This is a genomic window from Streptomyces sp. Y7, assembly GCF_043195415.1.
Lineage (GTDB): Bacteria > Actinomycetota > Actinomycetes > Streptomycetales > Streptomycetaceae > Streptomyces.
The window spans coordinates 421,585-434,572 of sequence record NZ_JBIDDQ010000004.1 but is presented as its reverse complement, the minus strand read 5'-3'; the positions used below and the strand labels follow the sequence as shown (position 1 = coordinate 434,572).

13 protein-coding genes and 1 pseudogene are annotated in these 12,988 nt (G+C 72.0%); 8 read left to right on the top strand and 6 right to left on the bottom strand.

The genetic code is table 11. From position 1 onward, the window contains the following. Window positions 1-31: 31 nt before the first annotated feature. Window positions 32-1,318: an MFS transporter gene (locus tag ACGFW6_RS15470; protein ID WP_393508744.1), complete on the top strand. Its 1,287-nt coding sequence runs from the start codon at window positions 32-34 to the stop codon at window positions 1,316-1,318. Between the two features lie 169 nt (window positions 1,319-1,487). Then, window positions 1,488-2,222 (top strand): annotated as a pseudogene (locus tag ACGFW6_RS15465) (zinc-binding dehydrogenase); the annotation flags it as partial. Window positions 2,223-2,281: 59 nt separating this feature from the next. Here the strand turns inward: ACGFW6_RS15465 and ACGFW6_RS15460 are convergent. Next, window positions 2,282-2,710 carry a VOC family protein gene (locus ACGFW6_RS15460; RefSeq protein WP_393508741.1) on the bottom strand — a complete coding sequence of 143 codons (429 nt, stop codon included), beginning with the start codon at window positions 2,708-2,710 and terminating at the stop codon, window positions 2,282-2,284. Between the two features lie 100 nt (window positions 2,711-2,810). Between ACGFW6_RS15460 and ACGFW6_RS15455 the strand changes: the two genes are divergently transcribed. Next, a complete protein-coding gene (locus tag ACGFW6_RS15455; protein WP_393508738.1) occupies window positions 2,811-3,719 on the top strand; it encodes a pseudouridine-5'-phosphate glycosidase in 909 nt (302 codons plus the stop codon). Further along, window positions 3,716-4,660, top strand: coding sequence for a carbohydrate kinase family protein (locus tag ACGFW6_RS15450; protein WP_393508735.1), 945 nt, complete (start codon window positions 3,716-3,718; stop codon window positions 4,658-4,660). The genes ACGFW6_RS15455 and ACGFW6_RS15450 overlap by 4 nt, the downstream gene beginning before the upstream one ends. A gap of 61 nt (window positions 4,661-4,721) precedes the next feature. Here ACGFW6_RS15450 and ACGFW6_RS15445 read toward each other — a convergent pair whose 3' ends face one another. Continuing rightward, the gene (locus tag ACGFW6_RS15445; RefSeq protein ID WP_393508732.1) at window positions 4,722-5,516 is read right to left on the bottom strand and encodes a methyltransferase; all 795 of its coding nucleotides are present in this window, start codon (window positions 5,514-5,516) and stop codon (window positions 4,722-4,724) included. Between the two features lie 336 nt (window positions 5,517-5,852). Between ACGFW6_RS15445 and ACGFW6_RS15440 the strand changes: the two genes are divergently transcribed. Beyond that, entirely contained in the window at window positions 5,853-6,980 is a 1,128-nt protein-coding gene (locus ACGFW6_RS15440; RefSeq protein WP_393508729.1) for a magnesium and cobalt transport protein CorA, read from the top strand. 96 nt (window positions 6,981-7,076) lie between these two features. On the opposite strand, the gene ACGFW6_RS15435 is transcribed toward ACGFW6_RS15440, so the two are convergent. The 3 genes from ACGFW6_RS15435 to ACGFW6_RS15425 form a co-directional block, all read right to left on the bottom strand. Further along, window positions 7,077-7,514 (bottom strand): CBS domain-containing protein, encoded by a 438-nt coding sequence (locus ACGFW6_RS15435; RefSeq protein WP_393508726.1) that lies wholly within the window; start codon window positions 7,512-7,514, stop codon window positions 7,077-7,079. A 132-nt stretch (window positions 7,515-7,646) separates the two neighbouring features. Then, the gene (locus ACGFW6_RS15430) at window positions 7,647-8,060 is read right to left on the bottom strand and encodes a PPOX class F420-dependent oxidoreductase (protein ID WP_393508723.1); all 414 of its coding nucleotides are present in this window, start codon (window positions 8,058-8,060) and stop codon (window positions 7,647-7,649) included. A 55-nt stretch (window positions 8,061-8,115) separates the two neighbouring features. Further along, a complete protein-coding gene (locus tag ACGFW6_RS15425; protein ID WP_393508720.1) occupies window positions 8,116-8,757 on the bottom strand; it encodes a uridine kinase in 642 nt (213 codons plus the stop codon). Between the two features lie 205 nt (window positions 8,758-8,962). Between ACGFW6_RS15425 and ACGFW6_RS15420 the strand changes: the two genes are divergently transcribed. From ACGFW6_RS15420 to ACGFW6_RS15410, 3 genes are all read left to right on the top strand, one after another. Beyond that, complete coding sequence (locus ACGFW6_RS15420) at window positions 8,963-9,658, top strand: DUF2293 domain-containing protein (RefSeq protein ID WP_393508717.1); 696 nt, start codon at window positions 8,963-8,965, stop codon at window positions 9,656-9,658. A gap of 371 nt (window positions 9,659-10,029) precedes the next feature. After that, window positions 10,030-10,509 carry a DUF1772 domain-containing protein gene (locus ACGFW6_RS15415; protein ID WP_393508714.1) on the top strand — a complete coding sequence of 160 codons (480 nt, stop codon included), beginning with the start codon at window positions 10,030-10,032 and terminating at the stop codon, window positions 10,507-10,509. Window positions 10,510-10,827: 318 nt separating this feature from the next. Beyond that, the gene (locus tag ACGFW6_RS15410; protein ID WP_393508711.1) at window positions 10,828-12,315 is read left to right on the top strand and encodes a glutamate synthase subunit beta; all 1,488 of its coding nucleotides are present in this window, start codon (window positions 10,828-10,830) and stop codon (window positions 12,313-12,315) included. Between the two features lie 112 nt (window positions 12,316-12,427). Here the strand turns inward: ACGFW6_RS15410 and ACGFW6_RS15405 are convergent, their stop codons facing one another. After that, on the bottom strand, window positions 12,428-12,949 hold the full coding sequence (locus ACGFW6_RS15405) for a carboxymuconolactone decarboxylase family protein (RefSeq protein WP_393508708.1): 522 nt from the start codon (window positions 12,947-12,949) through the stop codon (window positions 12,428-12,430). Window positions 12,950-12,988: the final 39 nt, after the last annotated feature.

Sequence of the window (12,988 nt, the reverse complement as noted above, 5' to 3'; positions counted from 1 at the left end):
GTCGGAGGCGTCGTAGCGCCGGGTGTACGGCGTGACCGCCGTCGAGCGCCAGGTCGCCGTGCCGGTCACGGCAGACCGGCTGCCGGCCCTGCGGCGCCGTATCTCGGCCGTGCTGATCACGACGCAGATCCTGGGCGGGCTGGGTGTCGCCACCGGCATCGCGCTGGCGGCCGTGCTGGCCAAGGAGGTCAGCGGCACCGAGTCGCTGTCCGGGCTCGCGCCCACCGCCACCGTCGCCGGCACCGCGGTGCTGTCGATGCCGCTGGCCGCGCTGATGACCGCGCGCGGCCGCCGCCCCGGGCTGGTCCTGGCCTATCTCATCGGGGCCGTGGGCGCCGCCGTCACGGTGGTCGCGGCCCGCGTGGGGAGCTTTCCGCTGCTGCTGTGCGGGATGGCCGCGTTCGGAGCGGCGTCGTCGGCGAACCTCCAGGCGCGTTTCGCGGCGGCGGATCTGGCCGAGCCGGCGCATCGGGCGCGGGCGATCTCGCTCGTCGTGTGGGCGACCACCATCGGGGCGGTGCTCGGCCCGAACATAGCCGCGCCCGCCGGCCGCAGTGTCACGGGCCTCGGGATACCGGCGACGGCGGGTCCGTTCCTGTGGGCGGCCGGGATCTTCCTGATATCGGCGCTCGTGGTGGCCGTACTGCTGCGACCGGACCCGCTGCTGACGGCACGGGCGCTGGCGCCGGCCGAGGAAGGGTCGCCCGCGGCCCGCTCGCTGCGCGCCGGGATGGCCGCCGTGGCCGCCTCGCCGCGGGCACGGCTCGCGGTGGTGACGGTCGCCGTGGCGCACACGGCGATGGTGTCGGTGATGTCGATGACGCCGGTCGACCTGGCACATCACGGCGCCGGGATCGATCTGATCGGGCTGGTCATCAGCGGGCACATCGCGGGCATGTACGCGTTCGCACCGCTCATGGGGCGCTTGTCGGACCGGCTGGGGCGGTTGTCGGGGATCGGGCTGGCCGTGGGGCTGCTGGCGTGTGCGGTGTTCCTCGCCGGGACGGCGGGCGGCAGTCACGGGCAGACGGCTGTCGGACTGTTCGTGCTGGGGCTCGGCTGGTCGGCGGGACTCGTCTCCGGTTCGGCGCTGCTCACGGACTCGGTGCCGCAGCCCGCGCGGGCCGCCGCGCAGGGCCTGTCCGACCTCATCATGAACGCGTCCGCCGGTGTCGGCGGAGCGGTCGCGGGCCTGGTGGTCGCCAAGGCCAGCTACGGCTGGCTGAACCTCATGGCCGCGTGCCTGCTGCTGCCGCTGGCGGCGCTGGCGCTGTTCACGCGGGGCCGACGGGCACGGGACGCCCGAGTGGCCGGCTGACGTCATGTCCCGCTTTGCCGGGGAGGCCGGAGGCCGTGGGCTCCGGTAGCCGCGCGGAGCGTGGCCGGACCGGGGCGCCGGTAGCAGACTCCGCCCTGCGCACAGCCGCTGGCATCCGACTGGCATCCGGAAGACACGGAGCCGAAGGGACAGCGATCACGCATGAGCGGAAACTGCGCGCGCGAAGCTGCTCGATCTGACGATGCTGTCGGACATCTTCCCGACCGGTTTCCACGGTGTGGTCTCCTCGGGCGCGGGTGTCGGCTCGACGGTGTACGTCGCGGGGGCGGGCCCGGTGGGGCTCGCGGCGGCGGCCTCGGCGCATCTGGTGGGGGCCGCGGTCGTCATCGTCGGCGATCTGAACCCCGAGCGCCTCGCCCAGGCGCGCAGCTTCGGCTGTGAGACCGTCGATGTCTCCGAGGGCGATGTGGGCGAGCAGATCGCGCAGATCCTCGGCGAGCCCGAGGTGGACGCCGCGGTCGACGCGGTCGGCTTCGAGGCGCGGGGCCACGGCCCCGATGCCCAGGAGGCGCCGGCGACCGTCCTGAACTCCCTGATGGGCATCACGCGCGCGGGCGGCGCCCTCGGTATCCCCGGCCTGTACGTCACGGAAGACCCCGGAGGGATCGACGCGGACGCGAAGTCCGGGACGCTGAAGGTGCGGCTCGGCCTCGGCTGGGCCAAGAGCCACCGCTTCACGACCGGACAGTGCCCGGTGATGCAGTACCACCGGGGTCTGATGATGGCGATCCTGCACGAGCGGGTGCACATCGCCAAGGCGGTCAACGCGACCGTGATCGGGATCGAGGACGCACCGCGCGGCTACGCCGAGTTCGATCAGGGCGCCAGCCGCAAGTACGTGCTGAATCCGCACGGGGCGCTGGACGGGCTCCAGCCGGTCTGACGTCACCGGCGCGGGCAGAAGACCGGGGGCCACGCACGCGTGGCCCCCTTTCGCGGCCGTCAGTCGTAGTGCCGGGCCTCGAAGACGTTGCCGTCGGGGTCGCGGAAGTAGAAGCTGCGCGTGGCCTTTCCGCGGGCGCCGAACGAGTCGCGGGAGATGTCCGACACGGGCGCCCCGTGTTCCTCCAGGCGGGCGCGCAGGGTGTCGAAGTCGTCGCCGGGCAGTGCCACGCAGACGTGGTTGACCGGGTGCCCGGAGCTCTCTGCGGAGCCCGGCAGCATCTTCATGCGCTCCGCCATCGTGAGCGGCATGAGGTCGAGGATGGTCTCCTCGTTGAGACGTACGGAGGGGAACGGAGCCGCCCCCGCGGAGAACTCCGAGAGCCTGACCGGCTCCATGCCGACCGCCTTCTCGAAGAAGTCGGCCGACGCCTCAGGGTCACGTACCCAGAGGACGACATGGTCGAGACGTGCAGTGTGGTCCGTCATGCAGCCAAGGCTGGTGTCGTCCGCCACAGGCTGCAAGGGGTTTGATCGGGCACGGCGCCCGCCAGAGATGAGGGAGTACCGTCGGACAGGAGGCAGGCGCGTGGTGCTGGTGGTGTCGGAAGAAGTACGGGAAGCGATTGACGCGCGTCGACCCGTGGTGGCCCTGGAGTCGACGATCATCGCGCATGGGCTGCCCCGCCCGCGCAATCTGCAGGTGGCGCTGGAACTGGAGGACGTCGTACGGCGGGAGGGCGCCGTTCCGGCGACGATCGCCGTGCTGGACGGGCGCCCCCATGTCGGCCTGGCCAAGGACCAGCTGGAGCGGGTCGCCAACGAGGACGGGATCCGCAAGCTGGGGCACCGGGATCTGCCCCTCGCGGTGGCGGCCGGCGCGAGCGGCGCGACGACGGTGTCGGCGACGGCGCTGCTGGCGGCTCTCGCCGGCGTGCGGGTGTTCGCGACGGGCGGGCTCGGCGGTGTGCACCGGGAGTGGACGGTGACGCAGGACGAGTCGGCCGACCTGGGACTGCTCGCGCGGACCCGGATCACGGTGGTGTGCGCCGGGGTGAAGTCGATCCTGGACGTCCCGGCGACCCTGCAACGGCTGGAGACCCTCGGCGTCGCGGTGGCCGGCTATCGCACGGAGCGGTTCCCCGGTTTCTACCTCTCCGACTCGGGTCACCCCGTGGACTGGACGCTGCGGTCGCCGGAGGAGGCGGCGGAGGTGATGCGCGCTCAGGACACGCTCGACGGGCCCGAGTCGGCGTTGATCGTCGCCAACCCGGTGCCGGAGGACGAGCAGTTGGATCCCGGGCTGCACGCGCGTGTGCTCGCCGACGCGCTGCACGCGTGCGAGGAGCAGGGCGTCACCGGGCAGGCGGTCACGCCGTTCCTGCTGGACTACCTGGTACGGCACACCGACGGCGCCTCGTTGAACGCCAACCTGGCGGCGGTGCGCGGCAACGTGCGACTGGCGGGGCGGATCGCGGCGGCCTGGGCCGGGGCATGAGCGGGACGCCGTCCGGCGCGCCGGGCGATTCGAGGGCCCGGAACGGGGCGCTGCTGGTCGTCGGGGATGTGGTGACGGACGTCATCGCCCGGCATCAGGGGCCACTCGCCTCGGGCACGGACACGGTCGCGGCCATCCGGACGATGCCGGGCGGGGCGGGCGCCAATGTGGCCTGCTGGGCCGCGCGTCGGGGCGAGCGCGAGGTGCGGCTGCTGGGCCGGGTGGGCGCGGACGCCGTCGAGTGGCACGAACGGGAGCTGACCTCGGACGGGGTGCGGCCCGCTCTCGTCGTCGATCCGCAGGCGCCGACCGGGACGGTGATCTGCCTGGTCGACGCGGGTGCCGCGGCCGAGCGGACGTTCCTGACCGACAGCGGGGCGTCCCTGCGGCTGGAGCCGCGCGACTGGTCGGACGCGCTCCTCGACGGCGTCGCATGGCTGCACCTGTCGGGCTACCTGCTGTTCTCCGCGCCGAGCCGGGAGCTGGTGACGGTGGCCCTCGCGTCCGCACGCGCGCGTGGCGTGCCGGTGAGCCTGGATCCGGCATCGGCGGGCTTCCTGGTGGAGCTGGGCGTCGACCGATTCCTGGAGTTGGTGGAGGGCGTGGACGTCCTGCTGCCGAGCCGTGACGAGGCGTGCCTGCTCACGGGGTTGCCGGACGCGGTGGACGCGGCCGCGAAGCTGAGCCGCCATGTTCCGCTGGTCGTCGCCAAGCAGGGCGCCGACGGCGCGCTGGTGGCCCGGTCGGGCACGGTCACCGCCCACGTCCCCGCCGAGCCGGCCGCGCCGAGGGACACCACCGGAGCGGGCGACGCCTTCACCGGCGCCTTCCTCGCCGCCCTGCTCGCGGGTGCCACTCCGCAGGAGGCAGCCGGGGAGGGGTGCCGGGCGGGGGCGCTGGCGGTGGAGCGGGTGGGTGGGAGACCGCCGAGGGGCGGGTGAGCCACAGCTACAGGCACAGCCGTAGCCCCGCCCACGACTGCGGCTACGGCTACGGCTACGGCTACGGCTTGCGTCCCCATGCCGAGATCAGCGGAGCCGTGGCGAGGTCCATCGTGCCGGAGGCGACGTTCGCGAGGTGGCGGTCGATCTCATCGTCCGTGGCGATGCCCTCCGTGACCAGTTGGTCGCGGATCTGGCGGACCGTGGCGGACTCCAGGGCGGCGCAGGCGGGCGAGGTGATCGGGAAGTACGCGTCGGCCGTGACCCGGCGCAGCCCCGCCTCACGCAGCAGGCGCGGGAGCCTGCGGCCGTAGGAGAGATCGGCGCCGCGGTCGGCGAGGAGCTTGCGGAAGCCGTGCCGCAGGCGGTTGGCCAGTTGCTGTTCGGGGCCGTACTCGTCGGGGCAGATGAGGGGCTGGAGCGCGGGGTCGGCGTCCTCGACGAGCAGCCGTCCGCCCGGGCGCAGGGACTCGATCATCGTGCGCAACGCCCGTTCCCGGTCCGGCACATGGACGAGGACGAGCCGGGCGTGCACCAGGTCGAACCCCTCCCCCGGAGGTTCGTCGGCGCTCACGTCGTGGATCCGGACCTCGACGGGCGGCCGGGCCGCGGCGGCGAGTTGCGAGGTGTCGATGTCGGTGGCGACGATCCTGCCGGTCGGGCCGACCTTCTTGGCCATCCAGGACACCACGGACGTGCCGCCGGCGCCGACCTCCCAGCAGCGCCAGCCGGCGCCGATGCCGAACCCTTCGATGTGCCGGAAGGTCGTGGGGTCGAAGAGGGTGGCGAAAGCGTCGAAACGTTCGCCCGCCTCGGTCTGCCGGTTGTCGAGGAGATATCCGTCGTTTCGCGTCATGCCGCGATCATTCCAGTTGCCCCGCTCGTCTCGAGCGGGCGACGCGGCGCCTACGACGAGATGGCGGACGCCGGGTTTCCCGCGGGCGGGGTGCGGGGCCGAGGCATGCGGGACGGCATCCCGGGGGAACCGGTGGGAGGGGGCGCACTCCCCCGACGGACGGTGCATCCGGCCGGGCGAAGGCTGCGTCCTACCTGGGTGGGCCGGTTGTCCACAGGCGGGAACCAAGCGGAATTAGTGATTCCCACAGGCTTACCCGGCCCTCACCGATGGCTGGCAAACTGGCACGCCAAGGCGCAGAGATGCGGCGCGAAGGATCCATGCAAGGAGACCCAGATGTCCATGGCAGGGAATCTGCGGAAGGTCACGGGCCTGGACAAGGTCGGCGGCCTGCGCAAGGTGGCACGGCTGGCTCGGCGGCGCCCCCGCGTCGACCTCAGCCACCCCGCCAGGTCCCCGCTGGGCTCCTCCGTCGTGAACTGCGTGGCCTACCGGGACGGCGTGCGGGTCCCGGAGACCGGTGAGCTGGTCGACGTGGTGCAGCGCATTCGCAAGCGCGGCGGCGGATTCGTGTGGCTCGGCCTCCACGAGCCGACGGACCGGGAGTTCGCGGGCATCGCCGAACTCTTCGACCTCCACCCGCTGGCGGTCGAGGACGCGGTCGAGGCACATCAGCGGCCGAAGCTGGAGCGCTACGACGAGACGCTGTTCGCGGTGTTCAAGACCGTCTGCTACGTCGAGCACGAGAAGCTCACGGCGACGAGCGAGGTGGTGAACACCGGCGAGATCATGGTGTTCGTCGGCCGCGACTTCGTGATCACGGTGCGCCACGGGCGGCACGGCTCGCTGGGGCCGCTGCGCGAGGGGCTGGAGTCCGACCCCGAGCAGCTCGCCAAGGGCCCGGCGGCGGTGCTGCACGCCATCGCGGACCATGTGGTCGACGACTATCTGAGCGTCACCGACTCCGTGCAGGAGGACATCGACGAGGTCGAGACGGACGTGTTCGCGGAGAACGGGGCGCGGGCCGATCCGGGGCGGATCTACCAGCTCAAGCGTGAGCTGCTGGAGCTGAAGCGAGCCGTGGTTCCGCTGAGCCGCCCGCTGGAGGAGCTGGCCACGGGTCCCATACGGGTGGTCGAGCCGGAGATACAGGCCTACTTCCGTGACGTCTCCGACCATCTGCTGCGGGCCAAGGAACAGATCTTCGCCTTCGACGAGTTGCTCAACTCGATCCTGCAGGCGCATCTGGCGCAGGTGACCGTCGCGCAGAACGAGGACATGCGGAAGATCACCGCCTGGGCCGCGATCATCGCCATCCCGACGATGGTGTGCGGCGTCTACGGCATGAACTTCGACTACATGCCGGAACTGCGGTGGACGTTCGGTTATCCGCTGGTCCTCGGCGTGATATCCGTCGCGTGTGTGCTGCTGCACCGCGGCTTCCGGCGCAACGGATGGCTCTGACGCGACGAACCCCTGTCACCGCCCGGTCCCACCCTGGAACTCCGACGTCCTCGTCCGGCACGGCCGGCCGAACGAGGACGGCAGGGCGCCATCGAGTCAACGGGTCCCGGACGCCGCGCTCATGGCGTAGACGCTCTCGGCCCATGGACCGATCTCGCCCTCCGGCAGGCTCCTGGCCAGGTCGGCTTCGCTGATCATGCCGACGAGGCGCTTGTTCTCGATGACGGGCAGCCGGCGGATCTGGTGATCCTTCATCTCCCGGAGCACGTCGCTGATGTCGGCGCTCGCGTCGATCCAGCGCGGGGTGCCCTGCGCCATCTCGCCGGCGGTGATCCTGCTCGGGTCGTGGCCCATGGCCACGCAGCCGACGACGATGTCGCGGTCGGTGAGGATGCCGCAGAGCCGTTCGTTCTCATCGCTGATGGGCAGGGCTCCGACACCCAGCTCGCGCATCAGCTGGGCGGCGCGGTCCAGGGTCTCGTGGGCCGGGATCCACTGGGCGCCTCGGTGCATGATGTCTCCGGCAGTGGTCATGGACTACCTCCCGATGCCGGACGGCCGGCGCGGCGCGGGACGCACCGCTAGTCCCGGCGCCCTTCATTCTCGCCGCGGCGCCCGGCCCCTGCACCCGGAACCGGCCGGGAACACCGAGGCGGCGTGCGGCGGTCAGGCCGAGAAGCGCACGAGTTTGCGCGGAACGACGCGGATGATCACACGGGCCTCGTCGTCCTTCTCGGCGGGTGGGTCGATCCCGAGGTACTTGTGCGAGAGCTCGAAGGGGAGCCGCTTGGCTTCGTCCGGGACGATCTCGGCGGTGCCGCGGATCTCGACGGAGGAATAGGGGTTGGCGAGGTCGTAGACGGAGACGCTGACGCGGGGGTCGCGGCGGAGATTACGCACCTTCTGGCGGGCGTCGACCGAGGAGAAGAGCACGGTGTCGCCCTCGCGCTTGATCCAGACCACCGAGTTCTGGGGAGCGCCGTCGGGGCCGAGGGTGGCCACGCTGGCGAAGTTCTTGCCGTCCAGCAGGGTGCGGACGGAGTCGTCGAAGGAGATCGGATCACTCGCGGAGGTCGTCATGCCGACAGGATATTTAAATGCACGTGCATACAGACGTGCTTTCCCGGATCTCGTCTCAACCGCTCCACGCCGGGTGCCGTGGGTCGTCGGCGCGCACCAGGACGTCGGCGGTTCCGGCCGGGTCGGTCTCCTCGGCGTAGCGCTCGTAAGCGGGGATGGTCCAGTGCTCGGACTCGGGGGTGCGGCGACGCAGGGCGCCCGGCGAGAGGAGGACGTGGACGGTCAGGTCGAAGGGGAACCAGTGGCGCAGCAGGAGGGGGCCGTGCAGCAACAGCATTCCGCCGGGCGGGAGTTGGACATGCGGGCTGCGGGTGGCTCGGTCGATGACCGGGTCCCACAGGTCGGGCAGGACGCGGCCGTCGCCGCCGGGTTCGAGGGGGCCGAAGACCTCGCGCCACAGGGCGCCGGTGTCGATCCAGCCGTCGTAGTAGGCGTCGATGTCGCGGTGGCCGTACTCCAAGCGGACCGAGGCGGGGCGCAGAAAGCCCTCCGTACCGACGGTGAGCGAGGGCCGGCCGCGTATGCGCAGTGCCTCTCCGACGCGCTCGGCGAGGTCGCCGGGGCGGGCCGCCGGGGCACCGTCGAAGGCGACGCGCGGCCAAGGGCTGCCGTCGGCCGGCTTCAGTTCGAGCAACCGCTCGGCGAGGTGGTCGCCGAGCCGCTCCCAGGTGATCGCTTCCAGTCGCACACGGCCCATGATGCGGCAGGGAGTGGGCGGGGTGCGTCGCGGTCCGGGGGCGGGGTGCCGCGGAGCCCGGTCGGAGGGGTTCCGCCGCAGCGGGAGCCCGAGGCGGCGCTGCTCGACGGGTTGCCCGCGAGCCCTCCGAGCTCCGCACCGGGCCCGAGCCGGGGAGCCCCGTCGGTGCGTTCCTCGACCCCGGTCCGAGGGGAATGAACCCGTTATGGCACCTCTCGCAACTCCCCCGCACCGCACCGGACTTCTCGTCTTCCAGCCCCTGAAGCGGCGGCATTGCGGTGAGTGTCATGCGGGGCCGTTGCAGATGCTCGTACTGGAGGACGGTGCGCCGCGGTGTCTGGACTGTGCCGATCTCGGGCATCTGGTGTTCCTGCCGCGCGGCGACACGGCGTTGACGCGTCGGTCGCGGGAGGAGAGCGCGCTGTCGGCGGTGGTCGTCCGGTTCAACCGGCGCAGGGGCCGCTACGAGCGGCATGGCGTTCTCGTCGAGGAGGCGGGGCTGGCCCGGGCCGAGGAGCGGTGCCTGGCGGACGCCGAGGCCCGGCGGCGGCGCCGGACACGGGACGCGCGGCGCCGGGCTCAGGAGGACGTACGGTTCGCGGAGGCGTTCGCGGCGGAGATACTTCGGCTGTTCCCGGGATGTCCGACGGACCGGGCGCGGGACATCGCCGGGCATGCGTCGGTGCGGGGCAGCGGACGGGTGGGGCGGAGTGCGGCGGGGCGGGCGTTGACCGAGGTGGCGGTGACGTCGGCGGTCGTGGCGTCCGTGCGGCACATGGACACGCCGTACGACCAGTTGCTGATGAGCGGGGTGCCGCGGCACGAGGCCCGGCGACGGATCGCGGCCGTGGTGCAGACGACGTTGGGGGCGTGGCGGGAACGGGTGTCGGACGCCGGCTGACGAGGGCACGGGCCTGCGCTCCTGCTGCCAACCCACGACGGGCCCGCCTTCCCGAAGCGAGACGGGCCGCCTAGCCGAGCCGCCCACCTGACATACGACAGAACCGAGCCGGGCCACCCATCCGGCACACGAAAGACCCCGAGCCAGGCCACCCACCTGGCACGCGAAAGACCCCGAGCCAGGCCGCCCACCTGCGACACACGACAGACCCCGCCCCCACCCGCGTCGGCTCCCCTGTGCCCGGGCCCCCTGGACGTTCGCGTATGTCGTCGCGCCGCTCGGCCATGGTCACTGATCTCGTTCAGGATTTCACTTGAGGTGACGGACGGGGCCGGGCAGGATCTCGGCGGGATGCGGGAGTTGATGTTGACATGATCGATGGGCCGTACTTCGTACTGATCGTGATCGGTGTGGTCGGCACCGGCCTCGTGGCCGGCGTTTTCTGCGCGTTCTCGACCTTCGTGATGCGCGGGCTCGCCGCGCTGCCGCCTGCGCAGGGCGTCGCCGCAATGAAGGCGATCAACGTGACCGCGCTGATGCCGGCGTTCATGCTGGTGTTCATCGGGACGGCGGTGCTGTGCGCGGTGATCGCCGTGGTGACGTTCGTGCTCTGGCCGGACGAGGGGACGGTGGAGTTGCTGCTGGGCAGCGCGCTGTATCTGTTCGGCTCGTTCGGCGTGACCATGGTGGCGAACGTGCCCCGCAACGACGCGCTGATGAAGCTGGACGCGGGCACCCAGGAGGCGGCCGCCTACTGGCCGACGTACGTGCGGGAGTGGACGGTGTGGAACCACGTCCGGACGGTCGCCTCGGCCGCCGCGACGGTGTCGTTCGTACTGGCCATCAGCTGACCGGATCGGTGGCCCACGCGCCGGCCGCCGGCTGAGGGAATCGGTGGCCTACGTGGCGGCCATCAGCTGAGCGGATCGTCGGCTGCGCGCCAGCCCTCGCTGCGCCGATCGGTGGCCTACGAGCCGGCCCTCGGCTGAGCGGACCGGTGGCGCACGTGGCGGTCGTCGGCTGAGCCGAGATCCCCCGAGAAAGCGCTGTCCCTCCCCTCTGCGCGCGTGACCTGCGAGACGTATCGTTTTGGGGAGAGTGCCGCCCGATGACGCACGGCTCCACCCACGTCACGCGCGCACACGCACGCGCACGCGAGGAAGACGGCCATGGCCGATCCCAAGGGTTTCATGACCACCCCCCGCCAGGACTGGCCGCGCCGGTCCGTCGAGGAGCGGGTCGGGGACTGGGACGAGGTGTACGTCCCCGGGGCGCTGCTGCCGATCATCAGCAAGCAGGCCGATCGCTGCATGGACTGCGGCGTCCCGTTCTGCCACGACGCCTGTCCGCTGGGCAATCTGATCCCCGAGTGGAACGACCTGGTGTCGCGGGAGGACTGGCGCGCGGCGGCGGACCGGCTGCACGCGACGAACAACTTCCCCGAGTTCACGGGGCGGTTGTGCCCGGCGCCGTGCGAGGCGGGGTGCGTGCTGGCGATCAATCAGCCGGCCGTCACCATCAAGAACGTCGAGTGCGCCATCGGCGACCGGGCGTGGGAGGAGGGGTTCACTCCGCCCCGGCCACCGGACCGGCTGTCGGGGCGGACGGTCGCGGTCATCGGGTCGGGGCCCACGGGCCTCGCGGCGGCGCAGCAGCTCACCCGGGCCGGGCACACGGTCGCCGTGTACGAGAAGGACGACCGGATCGGCGGCCTGATGCGGTACGGCATCCCCGAGTTCAAGATGGAGAAGCACCATCTGGAGCGGCGGATCGAGCAGATGCGGGCCGAGGGGACGAAGTTCCGTACGTCGACGGCGGTCGGGCGGGACATCGGGGCGGCCGAGCTGCGGTCGCGGTACGACGCGGTGGTGATCGCGACCGGGGCCACGGCCTGGCGTGAACTGTCGGTTCCCGGGCGGGAGTTGAGCGGCATCGAGCAGGCGATGGAGTATCTCCCGCTGGCCAATCGGGTGTGCGAGGGGGATCTGGAGTCGTCCCCGATGTCCGCCGCCGGGAAGCATGTCGTCATCGTCGGCGGCGGGGACACGGGCGCCGACTGTCTGGGCACCGCCGTGCGCGAGGGCGCCGCGTCCGTGACCCAGCTCGACATCTACGCCCAGCCGGGCGCCGAGCGGGACGAGGACGCCGAGCCCTGGCCGACGTACCCGAAGATCTACCGGCTCTCGGCCGCGCACGAGGAGGCGCGCGACCTGGAGACCGCGCCGGCGGCGGACGCGGACGCCCGCCTCTTCGCGGCGTCCACGCTGCGCTTCACGGGCGACGCCGACGGGAACGTACGGTCGCTGCACCTGGTCGAGGTGGACGCGCAGCGCCGCCAGATGCCGGACACCGGGCGGACGCTGCCGGCCGACCTGGTGCTGCTCGCGCTCGGCTTCTCCGGGCCCGACCGGACGGACGGGCTGATCGAGCAGCTGGGGCTGGAGATGGAGCCGCGCGGCACGATCACCCGGGACGCCGGGTTCGCGACGAACGTGCCGGGCGTGTTCGCCGCCGGGGACGCCGCCCGGGGGCAGTCGCTCATCGTGTGGGCGATCGCCGAGGGCCGGGCGGTGGCGGCGGCCGTCGACCGTCATCTCACGGGGAGTTCGAGGCTGCCCGCACCGATCTCGCCCTACGACCGGCCCATGACCGTGTGACGCGGCGGCCGTCTACGACGGGGCGGAAGCCGACGGAGATGCCTCCCGGGGCCGGTGGTCGGGGGACCCGGCGACGCCGGCCCTCCCCGGCTGCGCCACTCGGTGTCGCTCGTCAGCGCCGCTCGTCCGTGCCCGCCACCTTCCCCGTGGCCAGCGCCACCCTGTTCCAGGTGTTGATGGTCATGATCAGGGCCAGGACGTGGGCCAGTTCCGTGTCGTCGAACTGCGCCGCCGCCTGCGCGTAGGCCTCGTCCGGGACGCCTCCGTCCGCGACCAGGGTCACCGCCTCCGTGAGGGCCAGGGCCGCCTGCTCGCGCTCGGTGAAGAAGTGGCGGGCCTCGCGCCAGACGGCGACCAGGTGCAGCCGGTCCTCGCTCTCGCCGGCCTTGCGGGCGTCGTTGGTGTGCATGTGAAGGCAGTAGGCGCAGTGGTTGAGGAGCGAGGCGCGGATCTGGATCAGTTCGACGAGGGCCGGGTCGAGGCCCTCCCGGGCGGCGGCGTCGAAGCCGACGATCGCGCGGAAGACCTTCGGGGCGGACTTCGCGAAGTCCAGTCGGGTGCGGGCGGCGTCGGCCTCGGTGATGGCCCCGGCGATGTCGATACCGGCGCTGTTCTCGATCGTGTTCGTCGTCATGCGGACCAACCTACGGGCCGTAAAGACCCACTGTAGGGT

Bases quoted from the DNA above. Each gene is read 5' to 3' on its own strand.
- ACGFW6_RS15460 (WP_393508741.1), bottom strand. From the start codon at position 2,710: ATGACGGACCACACTGCACGTCTCGACCATGTCGTCCTCTGGGTACGT.
- ACGFW6_RS15450 (WP_393508735.1), top strand. From the start codon at position 3,716: ATGAGCGGGACGCCGTCCGGCGCGCCGGGCGATTCGAGGGCCCGGAAC.
- ACGFW6_RS15445 (WP_393508732.1), bottom strand. From the start codon at position 5,516: ATGACGCGAAACGACGGATATCTCCTCGACAACCGGCAGACCGAGGCG.
- ACGFW6_RS15440 (WP_393508729.1), top strand. From the start codon at position 5,853: ATGTCCATGGCAGGGAATCTGCGGAAGGTCACGGGCCTGGACAAGGTC.
- ACGFW6_RS15435 (WP_393508726.1), bottom strand. From the start codon at position 7,514: ATGACCACTGCCGGAGACATCATGCACCGAGGCGCCCAGTGGATCCCG.
- ACGFW6_RS15430 (WP_393508723.1), bottom strand. From the start codon at position 8,060: ATGACGACCTCCGCGAGTGATCCGATCTCCTTCGACGACTCCGTCCGC.
- ACGFW6_RS15425 (WP_393508720.1), bottom strand. From the start codon at position 8,757: ATGGGCCGTGTGCGACTGGAAGCGATCACCTGGGAGCGGCTCGGCGAC.
- ACGFW6_RS15420 (WP_393508717.1), top strand. From the start codon at position 8,963: ATGGCACCTCTCGCAACTCCCCCGCACCGCACCGGACTTCTCGTCTTC.
- ACGFW6_RS15415 (WP_393508714.1), top strand. From the start codon at position 10,030: ATGATCGATGGGCCGTACTTCGTACTGATCGTGATCGGTGTGGTCGGC.
- ACGFW6_RS15410 (WP_393508711.1), top strand. From the start codon at position 10,828: ATGGCCGATCCCAAGGGTTTCATGACCACCCCCCGCCAGGACTGGCCG.
- ACGFW6_RS15405 (WP_393508708.1), bottom strand. From the start codon at position 12,949: ATGACGACGAACACGATCGAGAACAGCGCCGGTATCGACATCGCCGGG.